Genomic DNA, 16410 nt, shown 5'->3' with positions numbered 1-16410 from the left:
CGCTCCGACCGCTTATCGCACGGTTCTGGTCGAGGATATTTTTATGCTCCGTCGCCGAAACATGGGGCCATGCTCGAACGGACGAGGGACACGACCACGCTCCGCTACGACATCGACGAGGCGCAACTGACAGTTCATGACGCTAACGGCGTCGTCTTCGCCGGTTCTCCCGGTGTCGTTCTCGACGGCGAGCTCGTCACGCCCGACGGGTCCGAAGCCCGCTCCGCCGACGCCACGCTCGACGATTCGACGCTCGCCGTCGTCCACCGTTGCCGACGCGACGGCGGGGAACCCGTCGAACTCCGTATCGAACTCGACGCTCACCCGGGCGGCGTCGTCGTGACGATGGGACTGGAAAACGCGTCCGAAACGACCGTGACGGTCGATTCCTTCCGGATAGCGGGTGGCGACGTCGAGTTCGGTTCGGACGCCCGCGTGTACCGACACGGCTACCAATCGTGGACGCCGACCGGGGCGCTTCCGGTCGGGGAATGCTTCCCGCCGGAGAGCGAGGACGCCGCACCGATGATGTACGACTTGGCGGCCGACGAGGAAACGCGGACGAGCAACTACGTCACGGCCGTCGCTGACGGGTCGCGGTCGCTCACCCTCGGGTTTCTGGACCACGACCGCTACGTTACACGGTTCGACATCGCGGACGATTCGAGCGGTGTCTCCGGCGTGACGGCCGTCTGTCCGGCCGACGGCTACCGTCTCGCGCCCGGCGAAACGCTGACCGGGTCCCCGCTTCTGGCGGACGCGTCGCACACCGTATCCGACGCCCTCGCCGCGTGGGCGTCCGCGGTCGGTGAGCGAATGGACGCCCGCATCCCCGAGTCCGTCCCGACGGGGTGGTGTTCGTGGTATCACTACTTCACGGACGTCTCCGAGAGCGACGTTCGGGAGAACGCGGAGTGGTTGGACGAGTGGGGGATTCCCGTCGATATCGTGCAAATCGACGACGGCTACACGACAGCCATCGGCGACTGGCGGTCCGTCAACGACGACTTCTCGGACATGGGCGCACTCGCCGAGGACATCGAGTCGGCGGGCTACACCCCCGGCATCTGGCTCGCACCGTTCCACGTCGCCGCGGATTCGACCGTCGCCACGGAGCATCCGGAGTGGCTCATCGCCGACGAAGACGGCCCCGTGGGAGCCGGATTTCGGTCGGGGGAGTACCTGTACGGCCTCGATGCGACCCATCCGGAGGTCCAGAGGTGGCTCCGCGAGACGTTCCACACCGTCGTCCACGAGTGGGGCTACGACTATCTCAAACTGGACTTCCTCTTCGCCGCCGCGCTGCCGGGCGACTACCACGACGAAACGGCGACGCGGGCGGACGCCTACCGGACCGGGCTGTCCATCATCCGCGACGTCGCGGGCGACGAGACGTTCATCCTCGGATGCGGTGCACCCGTCGGCCCCAGCGTCGGCATCGTGGACGCGATGCGAATCGGCCCGGACGTGGACCCGGTGTGGGAGACGCCCGGAGAGCCGGACAGCCAACCCGCCCTGAAGAACGCCGTCCGGAACGCGCTCAACCGCCAGTTCACCCATCGTCGCCTGTGGCTCAACGACCCGGACTGTCAACTCGTGCGGGCGACGACGGACCTGACCGACGCCGAGCGGCGGGCGTTCGCGGCCGTCGTCGCGCTCACCGGCGGCCTCAACGTCTTCAGCGACGCCATCGAGGAGATCGACGACGCGGGACGCGACCTCCTCGAACGAACGCTTCCGCCCGCCCGAACCGGCGATGTCGTCGGCGTCGGGAGCGAGGAGTTCCCGGACCGCCTCGTCTGCGACCACCCGTTCGGCGACGGCGCGACGGTCGCGGCGTTCAACTGGACGAACGAACCGGCGACCGTCTCCCTCTCTCCCGAGGAGTTCGGCATCGGTTCGCCCGTCGCGTGGGACGCGTTCGAGGAGCGCGTCGTGTCGCTCGCCGGGACGAGTATCGAGCGCACGCTCGCCCCGCACGACGTTCTCCTCGTCCACCTGTCCGAATCCATGGACCGACCAGAGGTCGTCGGGACGCGCGACGCGCTCACCGGCGGGTCCGGCGCGATTCGTTCGACGTCGTGGGACGACGGGACGCTGACAATGGAACGCGCGGACGCTCCGCCGGTCGAAGCGCTCGTCTCGGTTCCCGAGGGGTGGTCGTTCGACGGCGAGGAACCCGCACAGGGCGAGGACGGAACCCGGATTTTCGCGGTCGAACTGGAGGCCGCCGTGACGGAACTGGCGTTCTCCCCCACGTCGGACCTCGACTGAGACGGAAACCCGCGAACGGTAGCGGCGGGACTTATCGTCCGTCCTCGACGGCGGTGCGGACGTTCTCACCGGCTTCCCGGAGCGCGGGGAGCGCCCGGTCGTCCGGGAGTTCGTACTCGACGACGAGCGGCGCGTCCACGGTCGCGTGGTCGTCGAACAGGTCGAGGACGGTCGGGAGGTCGAGCGTTCCGGAACCGGGGAGGTCCTCTATCTCGTCGTCGCTGGTGTCCTTCAGGTGGACGGCGACGATTCGGTCGCCGACCGTCGAAATCGCGTCCGCCGGTGACTCGTCCATCACGAGGAAGTGACCGGTGTCGATGCAGACGCCGAGTCGGGGGTGGTCGTATCGGTCCACCACGGACCGAACGTCGTCGATGTCGGAGAACACCGTCGAGAGGTCGTCGTGGTGGACGGTCGAGTAGTTGTGAATTCCGACATCGAGGTCGAACGCCTCGGCGAGATAGACGAGTTCCTCGGTAATGTCGTCCCGCGCTGGCGGGTAGTTCACGGTGACGTACTCCGCGCCGAGGTCCGCGGCGAACGCGAAGCGGTCCCGCGCTTCCTCCGCGTCTTCGATATCGATAACACCGTATCCATCGACCGCCACCGACGACTCCTCGATGCGGCGTCGTCCCGCCGCGATGGTCGCCTCGTCGTCCTCGGGGGACAGGTGCTCTCCCCAGAGTTCCAGTCGGTCGATGTCGGTCGATTCGAGCGCGTCGAGGAAGTCGCCGAGCGACCGGGAGTGGAACACGACGCTCTGTACACTGACGCTGTAGTCGGAGGGATTCGACATGGTAGCACCCACGACGAGGCGCGCGAAAAGCGCACCGACACGTCCGAATTTCTCGCACACTTATTATCGGCACCTTCGTACGTTGAACAACGTCATGCACTCCGATACGTATCCATCCGTGTCGCTCCACAACGTCGCGGAGACGATTCCCGCCGACTGGGCGAGCGACGGCGAGCAACTGTGTCGCGTTCCGTCGTCCGTCGGGAACGACCTGAACATCAAGGCGCGCGAACGCGTGCGCCACCCGACCGGGTGCGAGGTTCGCTTCGTCCCGAGACGCGACGACGCGACCGTCCGTGTGACGCTCTCGGCGGCCGAATCAGCGATTGTCCGGGCGTTCTGGGGCGAGTTCCAGCCGTCGGAACCCGTCACCGTCGGGCCGACGCCGACGACGTTCGAGTTCGCCGTTCCGGAACGGCTTCGAAAACTCGACGCCGCGGCGGAGCGGGCGGGCGCATTCTCCCCCCGAATCTGTCGGCTCCGGTTCGAAGCCGGTGCGCCAGTCGCCCTACACGGCGTTTCGGGAGACTGCCGCCCGCCGACATCGGACGAACTCCCGAGCGGACGGTATCTCGCGTACGGCACCTCGATCACGGAAGGAACCGCGGCTTCGGCGGTCCACCTCTCCTACGTCGCCCGGGTCGCCCGCTACCTCGGTTTGGACGCGCTGAACCTCGGATGCTCGGGGTCCGCGTTCTGTGAACCCGCCATGGCCGATTACCTCGCTGGTCGTGACGATTGGGACGTCGCGACCCTCTCGCTCTCGGTGAACATGGCGAATCGAGGGTTCACGCTCGCGCAGTTCCGCGACCGCGCGGAGGCGCTGGCGAACGAGGTCGCCGGTGCGCATCCGACCCGTCCGGTCGCGTGCGTGACGCTGTTCCCGTACCACGCCGACGTGGTTCGGGACGACGACGCTCGGCGCGCCGCGGACTTTCGAGCGGCGTTACGGGATGTCGTCGCCGAGTCACCGCATGACAACCTCCACGTCATCGACGGCGACGAGGCGATGGACGCGACCGGACTGACCGCGGACGCGCTGCATCCCGGGGACGCCGGAATGGAGGCCATCGGACGCACCGTGGCCGGACGACTCGCCGAACTGCTCGATTGAATCGATGACCGCCGGTTCGTCGACGGATGTCGCGGGACGACTCCGCCGACCGTCACGTATTTCTATCGGGCGTCGCTGTCTTCGGTCGAATGACGGGTGACAACGACGAAATCACGGCACTCGACCCGGAAACGGTTTCACCGGGCGACGTGGACACCGAACGCCTCCGCGCGGCGCTCGAACGCGAGGACAACCTCGTCCGAACCCACGCGGCGCGACTCGTCTCGGCGGTGGCCGAACGGGACCTCGATAGCGTCGAACCGCTCGTACCCACGCTCGTCGGGGCGCTCGACGACGACCGAATCGTCGTCCTCCGGGAGTCGCTGGTCGTCCTCGCCGCCATCGCCGATGACTCGCCGGAAGCCGTTCGTGAAGCGATTCCACCGCTGTGTTCCCTACTCGAACACGAGACGCCGCTGATTCCGGCCCTCGCCTCCGAAGTCGTTCGGGTGCTGGCGGTCGAACGCGCCGAGTGGTTCGTCCCGCACGTCGGCGAACTCGTCACGGCCATGGAAACCGAACCCACGGACCCGACCGCGGGCGGCGCGGACGCGTTTTCGCACGATGCGGAACCGCGGGCACACGTGACCGACGTTTCTCGGGCGGAGCTGCAACGGCAAATCACCGCGCGAACCGTCGTCGCGAACGTCGTCTACGAGGTCGCAACCATCGACCCCGAGGCTGTTCGCCCGCACGCATCGCGGTTCGTCGCCCTCATCGAGGACGAGTCCGGTGCGGTACTGGCAGCGAGCGTCTGCGCGGTCAACATGATTTCCGAGGCGCATCCGGAGGCCGTGACGGATGCGGTCGAGCCGCTGTGTGAGCGCCTCCCGGTCCGGGACAGGACCGTACAGGTTCACGCCGTCGGTGCGTTAGGTAACGTCGGCGACCCGTCCGCGGTCGAACCGCTCCGCGAGTTCGCCGACGGCGACGCGCCGCTCGACGACGAGATTCGGTCGTTGGCGCGGGCGACCGCGGACAGGACGGGCGACGATTCTCGAACCGCGTGATTGTGGTCGGGCCGGGGGATTACCGTCTCGCGTATCGACGGACGCTGTACCAATACACTCCGGCGACGACGGCTCCGAGACCGACGATGAGAGCGAAATCGACCAGAAGCATCGCGGCCGACGCGGGGTTCGACTGTCCGAAGACGAGTGCGGCCCCCGAAAGCACGAGAAGGAACAGCAGGAAGAACAACAGCAACTGGAGGTACCGTCGAGCGCCGTAGACGAGCTCCCAGAACCGGTCGTATTCGTTCATACCGGCGTATCGTCCGATTCCGTCAAGAAAGTTCGCAAACCGGTTCGTTCGGGACGAATATCGTCGTTCCACCCCGGTACGTCGCTTTTCGTCCCGAACGGAGCGTACTGGTTGATGGTGTGCAAACATTTATCTATGACTAATGTTCTGGTTCTATTGGACCATGAGAGACGATTCCACGAGTTGTAGTGACGTATATAGCCGTCGGCATCTCCTCGCGATGGCCGGGACCGCTGGCGCTGCCGCGCTGGCCGGATGTAACGGCGGCGGGGACGACAACAACGGCGGAGATGGAACCGGCGACGGGTCGCAGATATACGACAAAAAACACAGAAGCCGTGTGAATCAGGTTCCGACGAACATCCAGTGGAACCCCTCGAACCCGTCGAGTTACGCACAGGCGTCACAGAACCTGTTGTTCGACCGCTTCGCCCAGTACAACCTCGCGAAAAACGAGTTCGTCCCGTACGCGATAACGGACTGGTCGTTCGGTGACAAATCGTTCACCATGAAATTGCGAGACGGCCTGACGTGGGCGAACGGGGACGCGGTTACCGCGGACGACATCGGTACCCAGTTGAAACTCGGCATGCACACGGGCACGGGGTACGCCGACTACACGAAATCCATCGAGGCGAAGGGCGATTCGACCGTCGTCATGCACTTCTCACAACCGGTCAACGAGACCATCGTCAAGTTCCAAGTGCTCGTCAACAACTACGTTCAGCAGAAAAAGAGCGTATTCGGAAAGTACCTGAACAAGATAGAGAAGGACGAGAAGTCGGGACTCCACGAGCTACAGAACTTCGCGTGGAAGGAACCGATAGCGAGCGGCCCGTTCGCGTTCGAGAGCACCAGCCAACAACAGGTGGTCACGAAGCGCCGGGACGACCACCCCGATTCGGACAAGATCAACTTCGAGACGTACTCCTACCTGTACATGGAGGGGAATCAGTCGGTGTACAACGCGATGACCTCCAATCAGATCGATTCGGTTGCCACCGCGTTCACGCCACCCCACATCCTCGACCAGTTGCCGAAGAGTTGGCAGGAGATCAAGTTTCCGTCGGGCGTCGGCTACGGCTTGGTGCCGCAGTTCGACCACAAGCACGCGGGCGACCGCGCGGTTCGACAGGCCATCGCCTACGTTCTCGACCGGAAGGCCATCGTCAAGAACGCCGGACCCGCCTCGAAGAAGCCCGCCGAACTCTCCGTCGGAATCGCGTCCAGCGCCGTCGACAAGTGGCTGGGTGACGCCCGGAGCGACTTCACGGACTACGGTAAATCCGAATCGAAGACCGCGAAGGCCACAAAGGTCCTCGAGGACGCCGGATACAAAAAGCAGGGCGGAACGTGGCACGACAGCGACGGCAACGTCGTGAAGCTCCCCGTGCAGGTCCCGTCCGGGTGGTCGGACTGGGTGACCGCGACCCAGACCGTCGTCGACCAGCTCAACAGCTTCGGGTTCAAATCGAGCGTGGACGGTCGTACCTTCGGCAACCTGCAGGGACAGGTGTGGCCGAACGGCAACTTCGTCCTCGCCACCGGGAGTTGGCTCCCGGGCGGCGGACAAGCGACGTTCCCGTACTTCTCGCTGCGCCAGATGATGTTGGAGAACTACCGCGGGTTCACGTACAACTACCCGGCGGCGAACGAAAACCGCGGCGGGAACCACGGCACGGTGACGGTCCCGAAACGCGGCGGGTCGGGCGAGATGACGGTCAATCCGTCGGAGCGGTTGAAAGCCATGTCGCACGCGACGGACGAGGCGAAAGTCACGGATATCGCCGTCGAGCAGGCGTGGGTCACGAATCAAGACCTACCGATGCTGCCCGTGGCCGAGAAACAGACGCAATCGTTCCTGACGGACGACGTGTGGGACATCCCGGAGGAGGGAGCCGACGTGTCCAAGGTCCGGTGGCCGGAGACGTGGTTGCCGCGTCTCGGAAAGATGAACTATGCGAGCAACTGAGAGACGGATAACGAAATAACGCATCCACACTATATACCACTGCGAAGAATATATCGAAACCATGGCCAACTACTACGTTAAACGGACGGCACGGGCGCTTCTGACGCTCTGGCTCGTCGTCACGCTCACGTTCGGCATGATTCGGCTGTTACCGGGAGGGCCGTTGACCCAGCTCCGAGGAAAGTTAATCCGACAGGGATACCCACCACAGCAGATCAACTCCATCATCGAGACGTACCAGAACCTCCAACCGGACGCACCGCTCTACGCCCAGTACTTCGATTACATCACGGCGCTGCTACACGGCGACATGGGGAAGTCGTTCACGTACCCGCGAACGGTCGCGAGCATCATCGGCGAAGCGCTACCGTGGACGATATTCGTCATGGTGACGGCGACGATAATCATCTTCGCCATCGCCATCGTCTGGGGCGCATTGATGGCGTATAAGGAAGGCACCAGATTCGACGTGGTGTCGAGCAGCCTGTCGATTCTTCTCTCCTCGATACCGTTCTACGTCCTCGCTATCGGGCTGGTAGTCCTGCTCGGATACAAATATCAGGTGCTGCCGGTTCGGTATCGGCTCAGCCCCGGCGTCGAACCCGGATTCACGCTTCAATTCGTCATCGACGCGCTCTATCACGCGTTCCTGCCCATCGTCTCCCTCGTCATTTCCGGAGCCGGATTGCAGGCACTCGCGATGCGGGGGAACAGCATTCAGGTGCTCGGCGAGGACTACGTTCGGGTCGCGCGACTTCGCGGCCTCTCGGACCGCCGCATCTCGGTGTGGTACGTGGGGCGGAACGCCATCCTCCCGATGTACACGGGGTTTCTGACACTCATCGGATTCAACCTCGGCGGGTCCGTCATCCTCGAACAGATATTCACCTATCCGGGCGTCGGCTACTACCTGTTTCAGGGGTTACAGAACCGCGATTATCCGCTGATGATGGGTATCTTCCTCGTCATCACGACGGCGCTCGTGCTCTCGGTGTACATCGCCGACCTGAGTTACGGAATGGTCGACCCGCGGGTTCAATCGGGTGATTCCAGTGAAGCGTACTGAGGACTCGAACGCCGTCGCCGACGGCGGGTCGAGGGTCGAGGAGTTCAGCTTCGAGACGACCACCTCGGACGTCGAAGTCACGTGGAAGGAGCGACTCGGGGACTTCTACACGGAGTTCGTCTATAAGCCGGGCCTCGTCGCGTGGGACGACCGCCGGACCCGTATCGGCGGTATCATCCTCTTCGTCTACGTCTTCATCGGAACCGTCGGCGCGTGGTTCTACCCCGAGCCGATTTCGAACCAAGTGCCGCGGAATCTCGCGCCGTTTCAGGACTGGAGCGCGCCGCTGGGGTCCACCCAGTCGGGCGTGGACGTGCTGGCGATGGCGATTCACGCGACGCCATCGATGCTCATCATGATCGCGACCGGCGGCATCTTCGCGACCGCCATCGCGCTGGTCATCGGGACCGTCGCCGGGTACAGCGGCGGAACCGTCGACGCCGTGCTGACGTCGTTTTCCGACATCGCGATGACGATTCCGGGGCTTCCCCTCATCATGGTGTTGGCCGTGGTCTTCCGACCGGACAACCCCGTCCTCATCGGCATCCTCATCACCGTCAACTACTGGGCCGGGCTGGGCCGGTCGATCCGGTCCCAAGTGCTCACCCTGCGCGAGGCGTCCTACGTGGAGGCCTCGCGGACGATGGGCGTCAGCACGCCGCGCATCCTGTTCAAGGACATCATCCCGAACCTGATGCCGTTCGTACTGGTCAACTTCGCCAACGCGGCCCGGTACGTCGTCTTCACGTCGGTCGGTCTCTACTATCTGGGAATCCTCCCGACGTCGGTTCCGAACTGGGGAATCCAGCTGAACAACGCGTACAAGCAAGCCGGTGCCCTCGTCGGGACGAGCGCGCTGTACCAACTGGTCGTGCCGATGGTCATGATAATGGGTATCGCGCTGTCGCTCATCCTGCTCGCACAGGGCCTCGACCGCGTGTTCAACCCCCGCGTTAGAACCCGTCTCGCGGGAGAATCGTCGTCGCTCGAAGAGTCAGACGAGAACTCCGAAGTGATGTCACAATGATATCCGAACAAACGAACGTCCACTCCTCCGAGGTAACGGATCCGATACTGAGTATACAGAACGCGTCGGTCACCTACGACGACGGCGAGTCGTACGTCCTGAACGACGTAAGTCTCGACATCGGGCGCAACGAAATCGTCGGCGTCGTGGGCGAGAGCGGGTCCGGCAAATCGATGTTCGCCGAGACCATCCTCGATGCGATTCCCGACCCCGGGATACTCGAAGGGCGGGTCGTCTACCGGCCGGACGAGGGAACGGAAATCGACGTCCTCGAACAGAGCGACGAGGAGCTACGGTCGATGCGCTGGGAACAGATATCGATGGTGTTCCAGGGTGCGATGAGTTCGTTCAATCCGACGATGTCCATCGGAGACCACTTCCACGACACGTTGGACGCGCACGATGCCGACCGAACGGCGGGAATAGAGCGGGCGCGGGAACTCCTCTCGGACCTCTACCTCGACCCCGAGCGCGTCCTCTCTTCGTACCCGCACGAACTTTCCGGCGGCATGCAACAGCGGGCGCTCATCGCGCTGTCGCTGGTACTGGAACCCGATATCCTCGTGATGGACGAACCGACCGCCGCACTCGACCTCCTGATGCAACAGTCCATTCTCATCCTGCTGAAGGAGCTTCGGGAGAAGTACGACCTGACGATGGTGTTCATCACCCACGACCTGCCGCTCGTTGCCGCGCTGGCGGACAGACTCGCGGTGATGTACGCCTTCGACATCGTGGAGGTCGGACCGGCCGAGGAGATAGTCGACGACGCGGCACATCCGTACACGCGGGCGCTACTGAACTCGACGCCGAGTCTGAACGCGCCGCTGGAGGAGATGCGTCCCATCGAAGGCCAGAGTCCGGCACCCATCAACGTCCCGGACGGCTGTTCGTACCATCCGCGGTGCCCGCTCGCAACCAGCGAGTGCGTCCGAAACGACCCAGCGTTCGAAACGCCGTCGCCGAACCACGCGGCCGCGTGTTTCCACTGGGAGGAAGCACGGGAGGAAATAGCGTTGAACTACGAAGACCTATTGGAACAGCCGTCCGAGCAGCCGGGAGGTGAGGACCGATGAACGACGCGCCGCTCCTCTCACTGAAGAACGTGGAAGTCCACTTCGAGAACGAGCCCGGACCCCTCGATTTCGACGGGGAGGCACAGACGGTCCGCGCCGTCGATGGAGTCACCATCGACATCGAGGAGAACGACGTCATTTCGCTCGTCGGCGAGTCCGGGTGCGGGAAGACGACGCTCGGCAAGACGGCCATCGGACTCCAGCGGCCGACCGCCGGGAGCGTCGAGTACAAGGGCCACGACATCTGGGACATCCGCGACGGAAACAGCGACGCGGACATCGCGTGGAGCGACGTGCGCCGGTCGCTACAGATAATCCACCAAGACCCGGGGAGTTCGCTGAATCCCAACCGTCGCATCGTGTCCATCCTCTCGGAACCGCTCCGGCAGGTCAGTCCCGGTCTCAGCACCGGCGAGCGACGGGAGCGCATCTATTCGCTGCTCGACAGAGTTGGCATGAGCCCGGCACCGGACTTCGCCGAGCGCTACCCCCATCAACTGTCGGGCGGAGAGAAACAGCGCGTCGTCCTCAGCCGCGCGCTGTTGATGAACCCGGACGTGATTCTGGCGGACGAGGCCATCAGCGCGCTGGACGTCTCGTTGCGCGTCGAGATGATGGACCTCATGCTCGAACTGCAGGACGTGTTCGACACGTCCTACGTGTTCATCTCGCACGACCTCTCGAACGCGCGCTACTTCACCGAACACGGCGGCGGGAAAATCGGCGTGATGTACCTCGGAAAGCTCGCAGAACTCGGCCCCGCCGAGCGACTCATCCAGAATCCACAGCACCCGTACACCGAGGTGCTCCGCTGGGCGACGCCGAACCTCGGCATGAACATGTCCGTCACGAGCGACTTCCCGATGCGGAAGATAGACGTCCCGGACCCGATAAACCCGCCGTCGGGCTGTCGGTTCCACACGCGCTGTCCGAAGGCGCGGGAAGTCTGTACGCGCGAGACGCCCGAACCGATTCCGGTGGACGAATCGTCGGAAGCGGCGTGTTTCCGGGTCGACGAGCGACACGAGTACTGGAACAGCGAGCCGCTCGACGGCGTGGAGCCGGAGTCCGACCCCGATTCGACGAGCGGCGGCGTCGAGATGGACTGATTCGAGCGCTCTGTCCGTACTTCGTAACCCGTTTTTCGATTTTACCGCCAGAAAAGCGGCCGAACGGCGTCGAGCGACGCGAAGAGGGGTTCTCCGTCTACTGCTCGGCTTCCTCGGGAGCGGGTTCGGGGACGATAGCACCCGAATCCACCATCGATGTGAGCGGGTTGTCGTCGATGTCGAGGGGTAAGTCCACTCGGCCGCGACGGCGTACCGATTCGTAGCCCGCGAACAGTATCTCAGTCGTGTTGAGTCCGATGCGGCCGCTGATGGTAGATTCCTCGCCCGTTTCGAGCGAATCGACGATTTCGGCGACCGCACGGTCGTGGAACCCCGAACCGTATCGCCCCTCCTCCGTTCCCGTGTGGTGCATCGTCTCGCCGCCGACGTCGATTTTCGTTTTAGTCCCATCCCGTTCGAGTTCGAGCATCGGACCGTCGGTCGCGTCGATTCTGATGACGCCCTCCGTTCCGCGGAGGAGGAGCGCCGCGCCGACGAATTCCGCCTCGGGTTCGGTGGAAGCCATGCCGTACACCCCGTTCGTGTAGCGCCATTGGGCCCACATCTGGTTCTCCTGATGCACGCCGAACCGAACGTCCTCGTCCCGGTAGTCCAGTCCCGCGATGACCCACTCGGCCGGTCGGTCGTCGTTGAACATTCCGGCGAGGTCGACGGTGTGCGCGCCGGTGTCGTAGAAGTCACCCCAACCGATTTCGACGCGTCGAAGCTCGCCGATTTCGTCCGCATCGAGCAGTCGTTTGGCCTCCGTGAACGGACGGCCGAAGCGCCGCTGTCGGTTGAACGTCAGTTGAACGTCACGACGGTGGCACTCCTGTACCATCCGTCTGGCGTCACCCCATTCGGTCGCCATCGGCTTCTCGCAGTGAATCGCTTCGACGCCGCGCCGAGCACAGCCGACGACGATATCCGCGTGTATCGCGGGTGGGACGGTGACGCTAACGATGTCCGGGTCCAGAGCGTCGATCATCTCCCCGTACGATTCGAAGACGCCGTCGTCCGGAATGTCGAACGTGTCGGCGAAGGCCGCTGCGTTCTCCGGGACGACATCCGCACAGCCGACGAGGCGGCAGTCGTCGTGGTTCGTGTACGCTTCCGCGTGTCGATACCCCATAGCGAATCCTTTGACGGTCGGGTTGGATGGGTCTGGCCCAGTCCCGACTATCGCGACGGTGTGCTCACTCATTGAGACATGTACTCAGTGGGAGAGCGGTATCATAGTGGTTTCCCCTGCTCCGCACCGTTTCCCGTCCCACCGGGTTCGTTCGTTGCCACTACCCCGTTATTTTATGGTGGTCGATTCGCCTACCGTGGGTATGAAACGCGGAGTGATAGCCATCGACGAGACGGAAACGCACGAAACACTTCTCCGAGAGGCCGGGCAGTGGGCCGCCGCGGCCGACGCGGAACTCGTGGTACTGACCTTCCTCGACGAATCGGAGTACGAAAAGGGCGTCGAGACGCTCGAATCGGTCGGGAAAGTCGAGAACGTGAGCTACGACACCGGTGCCGTCACGGAGGCGGCGGCCGACGACGCCACGGCGTTCGCCGCCGGTGTCCTCGACGGGACGGGCGTCGAGTTCACGACCGTCGCCGCCGTCGTCGGGGACAGGGAACGCGGCTCCCGCGTCGTCGAGGCGGGTGAGAAATACGACTGCGACCACGCCTTCGTCGTCGGGACGGGACGCTCTCCGGCGGGAAAGGCGCTCTTCGGCGATTTCGCACAGCAAGTGATACTCAACTTCGACGGACTCGTCACAATCACGATGGAGTGAGCGGTGTGGTCGGGGACCGGGGTAACGGAAAAAGCGTGAATTCGGGGCCGTTCTTCGCCGGTCGCTAGAACCGTCCCAAAACGTCGCCTCCGTGGGAGAGCGATTCCAACGGGACTTCGGGTTCGTCGTGTTCGTAAATCGCCCACTCGACACCGGCATCGCGGACGGCGCTCGCACAGGCCGGGACGTCCAGCACGCCGTCCCCGACCTCCGTCGGCGAGCGCGTCCCGTCGGCGTCGGAGACGTGAACGATCGGAATCCTGTCGCTCCAGCGTTCGAGGAACGCCGTCGGGTCCGCGCCCGCCGCCGCCGCCCAGCCGAGGTCGACTTCGAGTTTGAGCGCGTCCCCGGACGCTTCCGCGAACCGTTCGAACGCCGGGCGGTCCCCGACCGTCTCGAACTCGTGGTCGTGGTTGTGGTAGCCCAATTCGACGTCGTGTTCCGCGACCGACCGCGCGAGTGACGTGAGTCGCTCCGCGGTTTCGTCGATGGCCGCTTCGCTCTCGAAGTGCTCCGGGTCGAGCCACGGGACGACGAGTCGGTCACAGCCGAACGAGCGATAGAACGAGACCGTTTCGTCGAGGCCGTCCTCCAGTTCGTCGATACCGACGTGCGCGGCGACGGATTCGATACCGCCGTCGTCGAGCGCCGCTTTCACGGCGTCGGCGTCGGCGTCGGTGATTCGGTTCGCGAATTCGACGCCCTCGAATCCGGCGTCCCCCGCACGGGTGATCAGTTTCGAGAGGGGTTCGTCTACGGTACGGAGCGAGTACAATTGCACGGCTGGTCGTGCCATACTCGTACCACTCGAACGGGCGGGTGAAAACAGTTGCTTTCTCGGAAATCGTATCGAAACGCACCTCGACGGGTCGGCCGTAGGGTAGCGGTCGGTCTCGGCGGGGACGACAGGGAAAACTGAATATCGTCGCCTCCAGAGCAATGGGCATGCGTAACGACCAAACGCTCGACGTCGGGGTCGTCGGTCTCGGAACGCACGGGTTGAACCGTGCACAGACGCTGGTCGATTTCGACCAGCGAGTGTACGGTTCGGACGCGAGTCCGGACGCTCGAAATCGGTTCGAGCGGCGGTTCGGGAGTGCCCACTTCGAGAGTCCGACCGAACTGTTCGAGGAGGACCTAAACGCCGTCGTCATCACCACGCCGAACAAGTTCCACGAACCGGTCGCGACGGCCGCGATGAAGCGGGGTATCGACGTGTTTATGGAGAAACCGTTAGCCCACACGTTGGCGTCCGCGGAACGCATCGCGGACACCGCGGCCGAGACGGGCCAAACCTGCATGGTCGGCTTCCAGAGCCGATTTCTAAACGTCTGCAAGATACTCAAATGGTACATCGACAGGGGATTTTTCGGGGAGATAACGCACGTTCGGTCGGCGTACATGCGCCGCCGCGGTGTTCCCGGCCGCGGGTCGTGGTACACCTCGAAGGAACTGGCGGGTGGCGGCGCGCTCATCGACATCGGTATCCACGTGATAGACCTGCTCTTTTACTTCCTCGACGAACCGACCGTGACCGACGTCGCTTCGACCACGCGACGAGATTTCGGCAATCAGGAGTCCTATGCGTACCTCGATATGTGGGGCGAGGACGACGACGCAAACATGTTCGACGTGGAGGATTCGGCGTCGGCGTTCCTGGAGTTCGAGGGCGACAGGACGGCGACGATGGAAACCGCGTGGGCGGTCAACGCCGATTCCGTACACGCGTATCAAATCCACGGCACGGAAGCCGGGGCGCTCTTGGATATCACGGACATCCCTAACACGGACGGCGAGGTGTCCCAGACGCTCGAATTCTTCGAGACGCGGAGCGGCGGTGTGGACCACTACCTCGACACGTCCGTCACCGCGAACCGGAACAACCCGTACCGGGAGCAGATACGGGCGTTCCTCGACGCCGTCGCGGCGAACGACACGCCGGACACCAACACGGTCGAGCAGGCGCTCGCCGTCCAACGCCTCGTCGACCGCATCTACGCCAGCAACGAGTGACGGACGGCGTTTGACACCATCAAATCGAGAGGTACATTCATATATCGACGGGATACAGGTAGGGTCATGGCGAGAAACGGTCACGGAAGCAAGACCATCAAATCGGTGGGGAACGCGTTTCGGATTCTGGAAGCGCTGGAAGCGAACGAACCGATGGGCGTTACCGAACTGAGCGACGACGTTGGACTCTCGAAGGGGACGGTACATCACTACCTCGCGACGCTCCTCGAACACGATTTCGTCGAGCGGTGCGACGGGAAGTATCAACTCGGCCTTCGACCCCTGACGTACGGCGGCGCGGTGCGCGAGCGGGAGAAGGTCTTCCAAATCGGCAAGGAAGGGGTCGATAGGCTCGCGACGACGACGGACGAAACGGCCCGTTTGGTCGTCGAACGGGGCGGTTACGGAATCACGCTCTACCAGTCCACCCATCACGACCGCTCCGGGATACGGACCCACCTCGGAACCCAAGAGGACCTTCACAGCACGGCCGCCGGAAAGGCGATGCTCGCGGCGATGGACGACGAGCATATCGACGACGCCCTCGAATGGGGAGCGTTGCCCAGACACACGGGCAACACCATCGTCGACGAATCCTCGCTCCGAGCGGAAATCGACGATATCCGGTCCCGCGGTATCGCCTTCGACGACGAAGAGCAGTTCGAGGGAGTCCGCTGCGTCGCGACCGCGCTGGTGACGGAGATGGACGAACTCCTCGGCGCGATCAGCGTCAGCGGTCCCGTGGACCGAATCGACGACGGGACCTTCCACGAGGACATCCCACAGGAGATCCGGAACGTCGCGGGCGTCATCGAGGTCAACACGACGTACCTCGACTGGATGGAGTAGTTCAATGGCTGAACCAAATACCGATATTAATTTTAATTTAATCTGAATAACTTTTATT

Annotated in this window: 15 protein-coding genes; 11 read left to right on the top strand and 4 right to left on the bottom strand. The window is 63.7% G+C overall.

The window, feature by feature from the left end; genetic code table 11:
* Positions 1-69 precede the first annotated feature (69 nt).
* Positions 70-2274, top strand: a complete 2205-nt coding sequence (locus tag V5735_RS22350) for a glycoside hydrolase family 36 protein (protein ID WP_423746859.1) — start codon at positions 70-72, stop codon at positions 2272-2274.
* 31 nt (positions 2275-2305) lie between these two features.
* On the opposite strand, the gene V5735_RS22345 is transcribed toward V5735_RS22350, so the two are convergent.
* Complete coding sequence (locus V5735_RS22345) at positions 2306-3070, bottom strand: sugar phosphate isomerase/epimerase family protein (protein WP_423746858.1); 765 nt, start codon at positions 3068-3070, stop codon at positions 2306-2308.
* Positions 3071-3164: 94 nt separating this feature from the next.
* Between V5735_RS22345 and V5735_RS22340 the strand changes: the two genes are divergently transcribed.
* The gene (locus V5735_RS22340; RefSeq protein WP_423746857.1) at positions 3165-4184 is read left to right on the top strand and encodes a GDSL-type esterase/lipase family protein; all 1020 of its coding nucleotides are present in this window, start codon (positions 3165-3167) and stop codon (positions 4182-4184) included.
* Positions 4185-4273: 89 nt separating this feature from the next.
* Positions 4274-5194, top strand: a complete 921-nt coding sequence (locus V5735_RS22335) for a HEAT repeat domain-containing protein (RefSeq protein ID WP_423746856.1) — start codon at positions 4274-4276, stop codon at positions 5192-5194.
* A gap of 19 nt (positions 5195-5213) precedes the next feature.
* Here V5735_RS22335 and V5735_RS22330 read toward each other — a convergent pair whose 3' ends face one another.
* Positions 5214-5447 carry a hypothetical protein gene (locus tag V5735_RS22330; protein WP_007983100.1) on the bottom strand — a complete coding sequence of 78 codons (234 nt, stop codon included), beginning with the start codon at positions 5445-5447 and terminating at the stop codon, positions 5214-5216.
* A 163-nt stretch (positions 5448-5610) separates the two neighbouring features.
* Here V5735_RS22330 and V5735_RS22325 point away from each other — a divergent pair, with 163 nt between their 5' ends.
* The 5 genes from V5735_RS22325 (at position 5611) to V5735_RS22305 (ending at position 11697) form a co-directional block, all read left to right on the top strand.
* Positions 5611-7419, top strand: coding sequence for an ABC transporter substrate-binding protein (locus tag V5735_RS22325; RefSeq protein WP_423746855.1), 1809 nt, complete (start codon positions 5611-5613; stop codon positions 7417-7419).
* 61 nt (positions 7420-7480) lie between these two features.
* The gene (locus V5735_RS22320) at positions 7481-8485 is read left to right on the top strand and encodes an ABC transporter permease (RefSeq protein WP_423746854.1); all 1005 of its coding nucleotides are present in this window, start codon (positions 7481-7483) and stop codon (positions 8483-8485) included.
* A complete protein-coding gene (locus V5735_RS22315; RefSeq protein ID WP_423746853.1) occupies positions 8472-9512 on the top strand; it encodes an ABC transporter permease in 1041 nt (346 codons plus the stop codon). The genes V5735_RS22320 and V5735_RS22315 overlap by 14 nt, the downstream gene beginning before the upstream one ends.
* Positions 9509-10588 (top strand): ABC transporter ATP-binding protein, encoded by a 1080-nt coding sequence (locus V5735_RS22310; protein WP_423746852.1) that lies wholly within the window; start codon positions 9509-9511, stop codon positions 10586-10588. Before V5735_RS22315 ends, V5735_RS22310 begins: the two co-directional genes overlap by 4 nt.
* On the top strand, positions 10585-11697 hold the full coding sequence (locus V5735_RS22305) for an oligopeptide/dipeptide ABC transporter ATP-binding protein (protein ID WP_423746851.1): 1113 nt from the start codon (positions 10585-10587) through the stop codon (positions 11695-11697). Before V5735_RS22310 ends, V5735_RS22305 begins: the two co-directional genes overlap by 4 nt.
* A 97-nt stretch (positions 11698-11794) precedes the next feature.
* Here the strand turns inward: V5735_RS22305 and V5735_RS22300 are convergent, their stop codons facing one another.
* Positions 11795-12901, bottom strand: coding sequence for a Gfo/Idh/MocA family protein (locus V5735_RS22300; protein WP_423746850.1), 1107 nt, complete (start codon positions 12899-12901; stop codon positions 11795-11797).
* A gap of 130 nt (positions 12902-13031) precedes the next feature.
* Between V5735_RS22300 and V5735_RS22295 the strand changes: the two genes are divergently transcribed.
* On the top strand, positions 13032-13490 hold the full coding sequence (locus V5735_RS22295; protein WP_423746849.1) for a universal stress protein: 459 nt from the start codon (positions 13032-13034) through the stop codon (positions 13488-13490).
* A gap of 64 nt (positions 13491-13554) precedes the next feature.
* Here the strand turns inward: V5735_RS22295 and V5735_RS22290 are convergent, their stop codons facing one another.
* Positions 13555-14286 carry a sugar phosphate isomerase/epimerase family protein gene (locus V5735_RS22290; protein WP_423746848.1) on the bottom strand — a complete coding sequence of 244 codons (732 nt, stop codon included), beginning with the start codon at positions 14284-14286 and terminating at the stop codon, positions 13555-13557.
* A gap of 143 nt (positions 14287-14429) precedes the next feature.
* Between V5735_RS22290 and V5735_RS22285 the strand changes: the two genes are divergently transcribed.
* Together V5735_RS22285 and V5735_RS22280 are read left to right on the top strand one after the other, a co-directional pair.
* Positions 14430-15503 (top strand): Gfo/Idh/MocA family protein, encoded by a 1074-nt coding sequence (locus V5735_RS22285; RefSeq protein ID WP_423746847.1) that lies wholly within the window; start codon positions 14430-14432, stop codon positions 15501-15503.
* 66 nt (positions 15504-15569) lie between these two features.
* A complete protein-coding gene (locus V5735_RS22280; RefSeq protein WP_423746846.1) occupies positions 15570-16352 on the top strand; it encodes an IclR family transcriptional regulator in 783 nt (260 codons plus the stop codon).
* Positions 16353-16410: the final 58 nt, after the last annotated feature.

This window comes from Haladaptatus sp. SPP-AMP-3 (assembly GCF_049568665.1).
Classification (GTDB): Archaea; Halobacteriota; Halobacteria; order Halobacteriales; family Haladaptataceae; genus Haladaptatus; species Haladaptatus paucihalophilus.
This window is presented reverse-complemented; position numbering and strand designations above follow the sequence as displayed.

Coding starts and splice junctions, on each gene's coding strand:
- V5735_RS22290 (WP_423746848.1), bottom strand. CDS start 14,286: ATGGCACGACCAGCCGTGCAATTGTACTCGCTCCGTACCGTAGACGAA.
- V5735_RS22340 (WP_423746857.1), top strand. CDS start 3,165: ATGCACTCCGATACGTATCCATCCGTGTCGCTCCACAACGTCGCGGAG.
- V5735_RS22325 (WP_423746855.1), top strand. CDS start 5,611: ATGAGAGACGATTCCACGAGTTGTAGTGACGTATATAGCCGTCGGCAT.
- V5735_RS22335 (WP_423746856.1), top strand. CDS start 4,274: ATGACGGGTGACAACGACGAAATCACGGCACTCGACCCGGAAACGGTT.
- V5735_RS22320 (WP_423746854.1), top strand. CDS start 7,481: ATGGCCAACTACTACGTTAAACGGACGGCACGGGCGCTTCTGACGCTC.
- V5735_RS22345 (WP_423746858.1), bottom strand. CDS start 3,070: ATGTCGAATCCCTCCGACTACAGCGTCAGTGTACAGAGCGTCGTGTTC.
- V5735_RS22305 (WP_423746851.1), top strand. CDS start 10,585: ATGAACGACGCGCCGCTCCTCTCACTGAAGAACGTGGAAGTCCACTTC.
- V5735_RS22300 (WP_423746850.1), bottom strand. CDS start 12,901: ATGAGTGAGCACACCGTCGCGATAGTCGGGACTGGGCCAGACCCATCC.
- V5735_RS22295 (WP_423746849.1), top strand. CDS start 13,032: ATGAAACGCGGAGTGATAGCCATCGACGAGACGGAAACGCACGAAACA.
- V5735_RS22280 (WP_423746846.1), top strand. CDS start 15,570: ATGGCGAGAAACGGTCACGGAAGCAAGACCATCAAATCGGTGGGGAAC.
- V5735_RS22285 (WP_423746847.1), top strand. CDS start 14,430: ATGGGCATGCGTAACGACCAAACGCTCGACGTCGGGGTCGTCGGTCTC.
- V5735_RS22310 (WP_423746852.1), top strand. CDS start 9,509: ATGATATCCGAACAAACGAACGTCCACTCCTCCGAGGTAACGGATCCG.
- V5735_RS22330 (WP_007983100.1), bottom strand. CDS start 5,447: ATGAACGAATACGACCGGTTCTGGGAGCTCGTCTACGGCGCTCGACGG.
- V5735_RS22350 (WP_423746859.1), top strand. CDS start 70: ATGCTCGAACGGACGAGGGACACGACCACGCTCCGCTACGACATCGAC.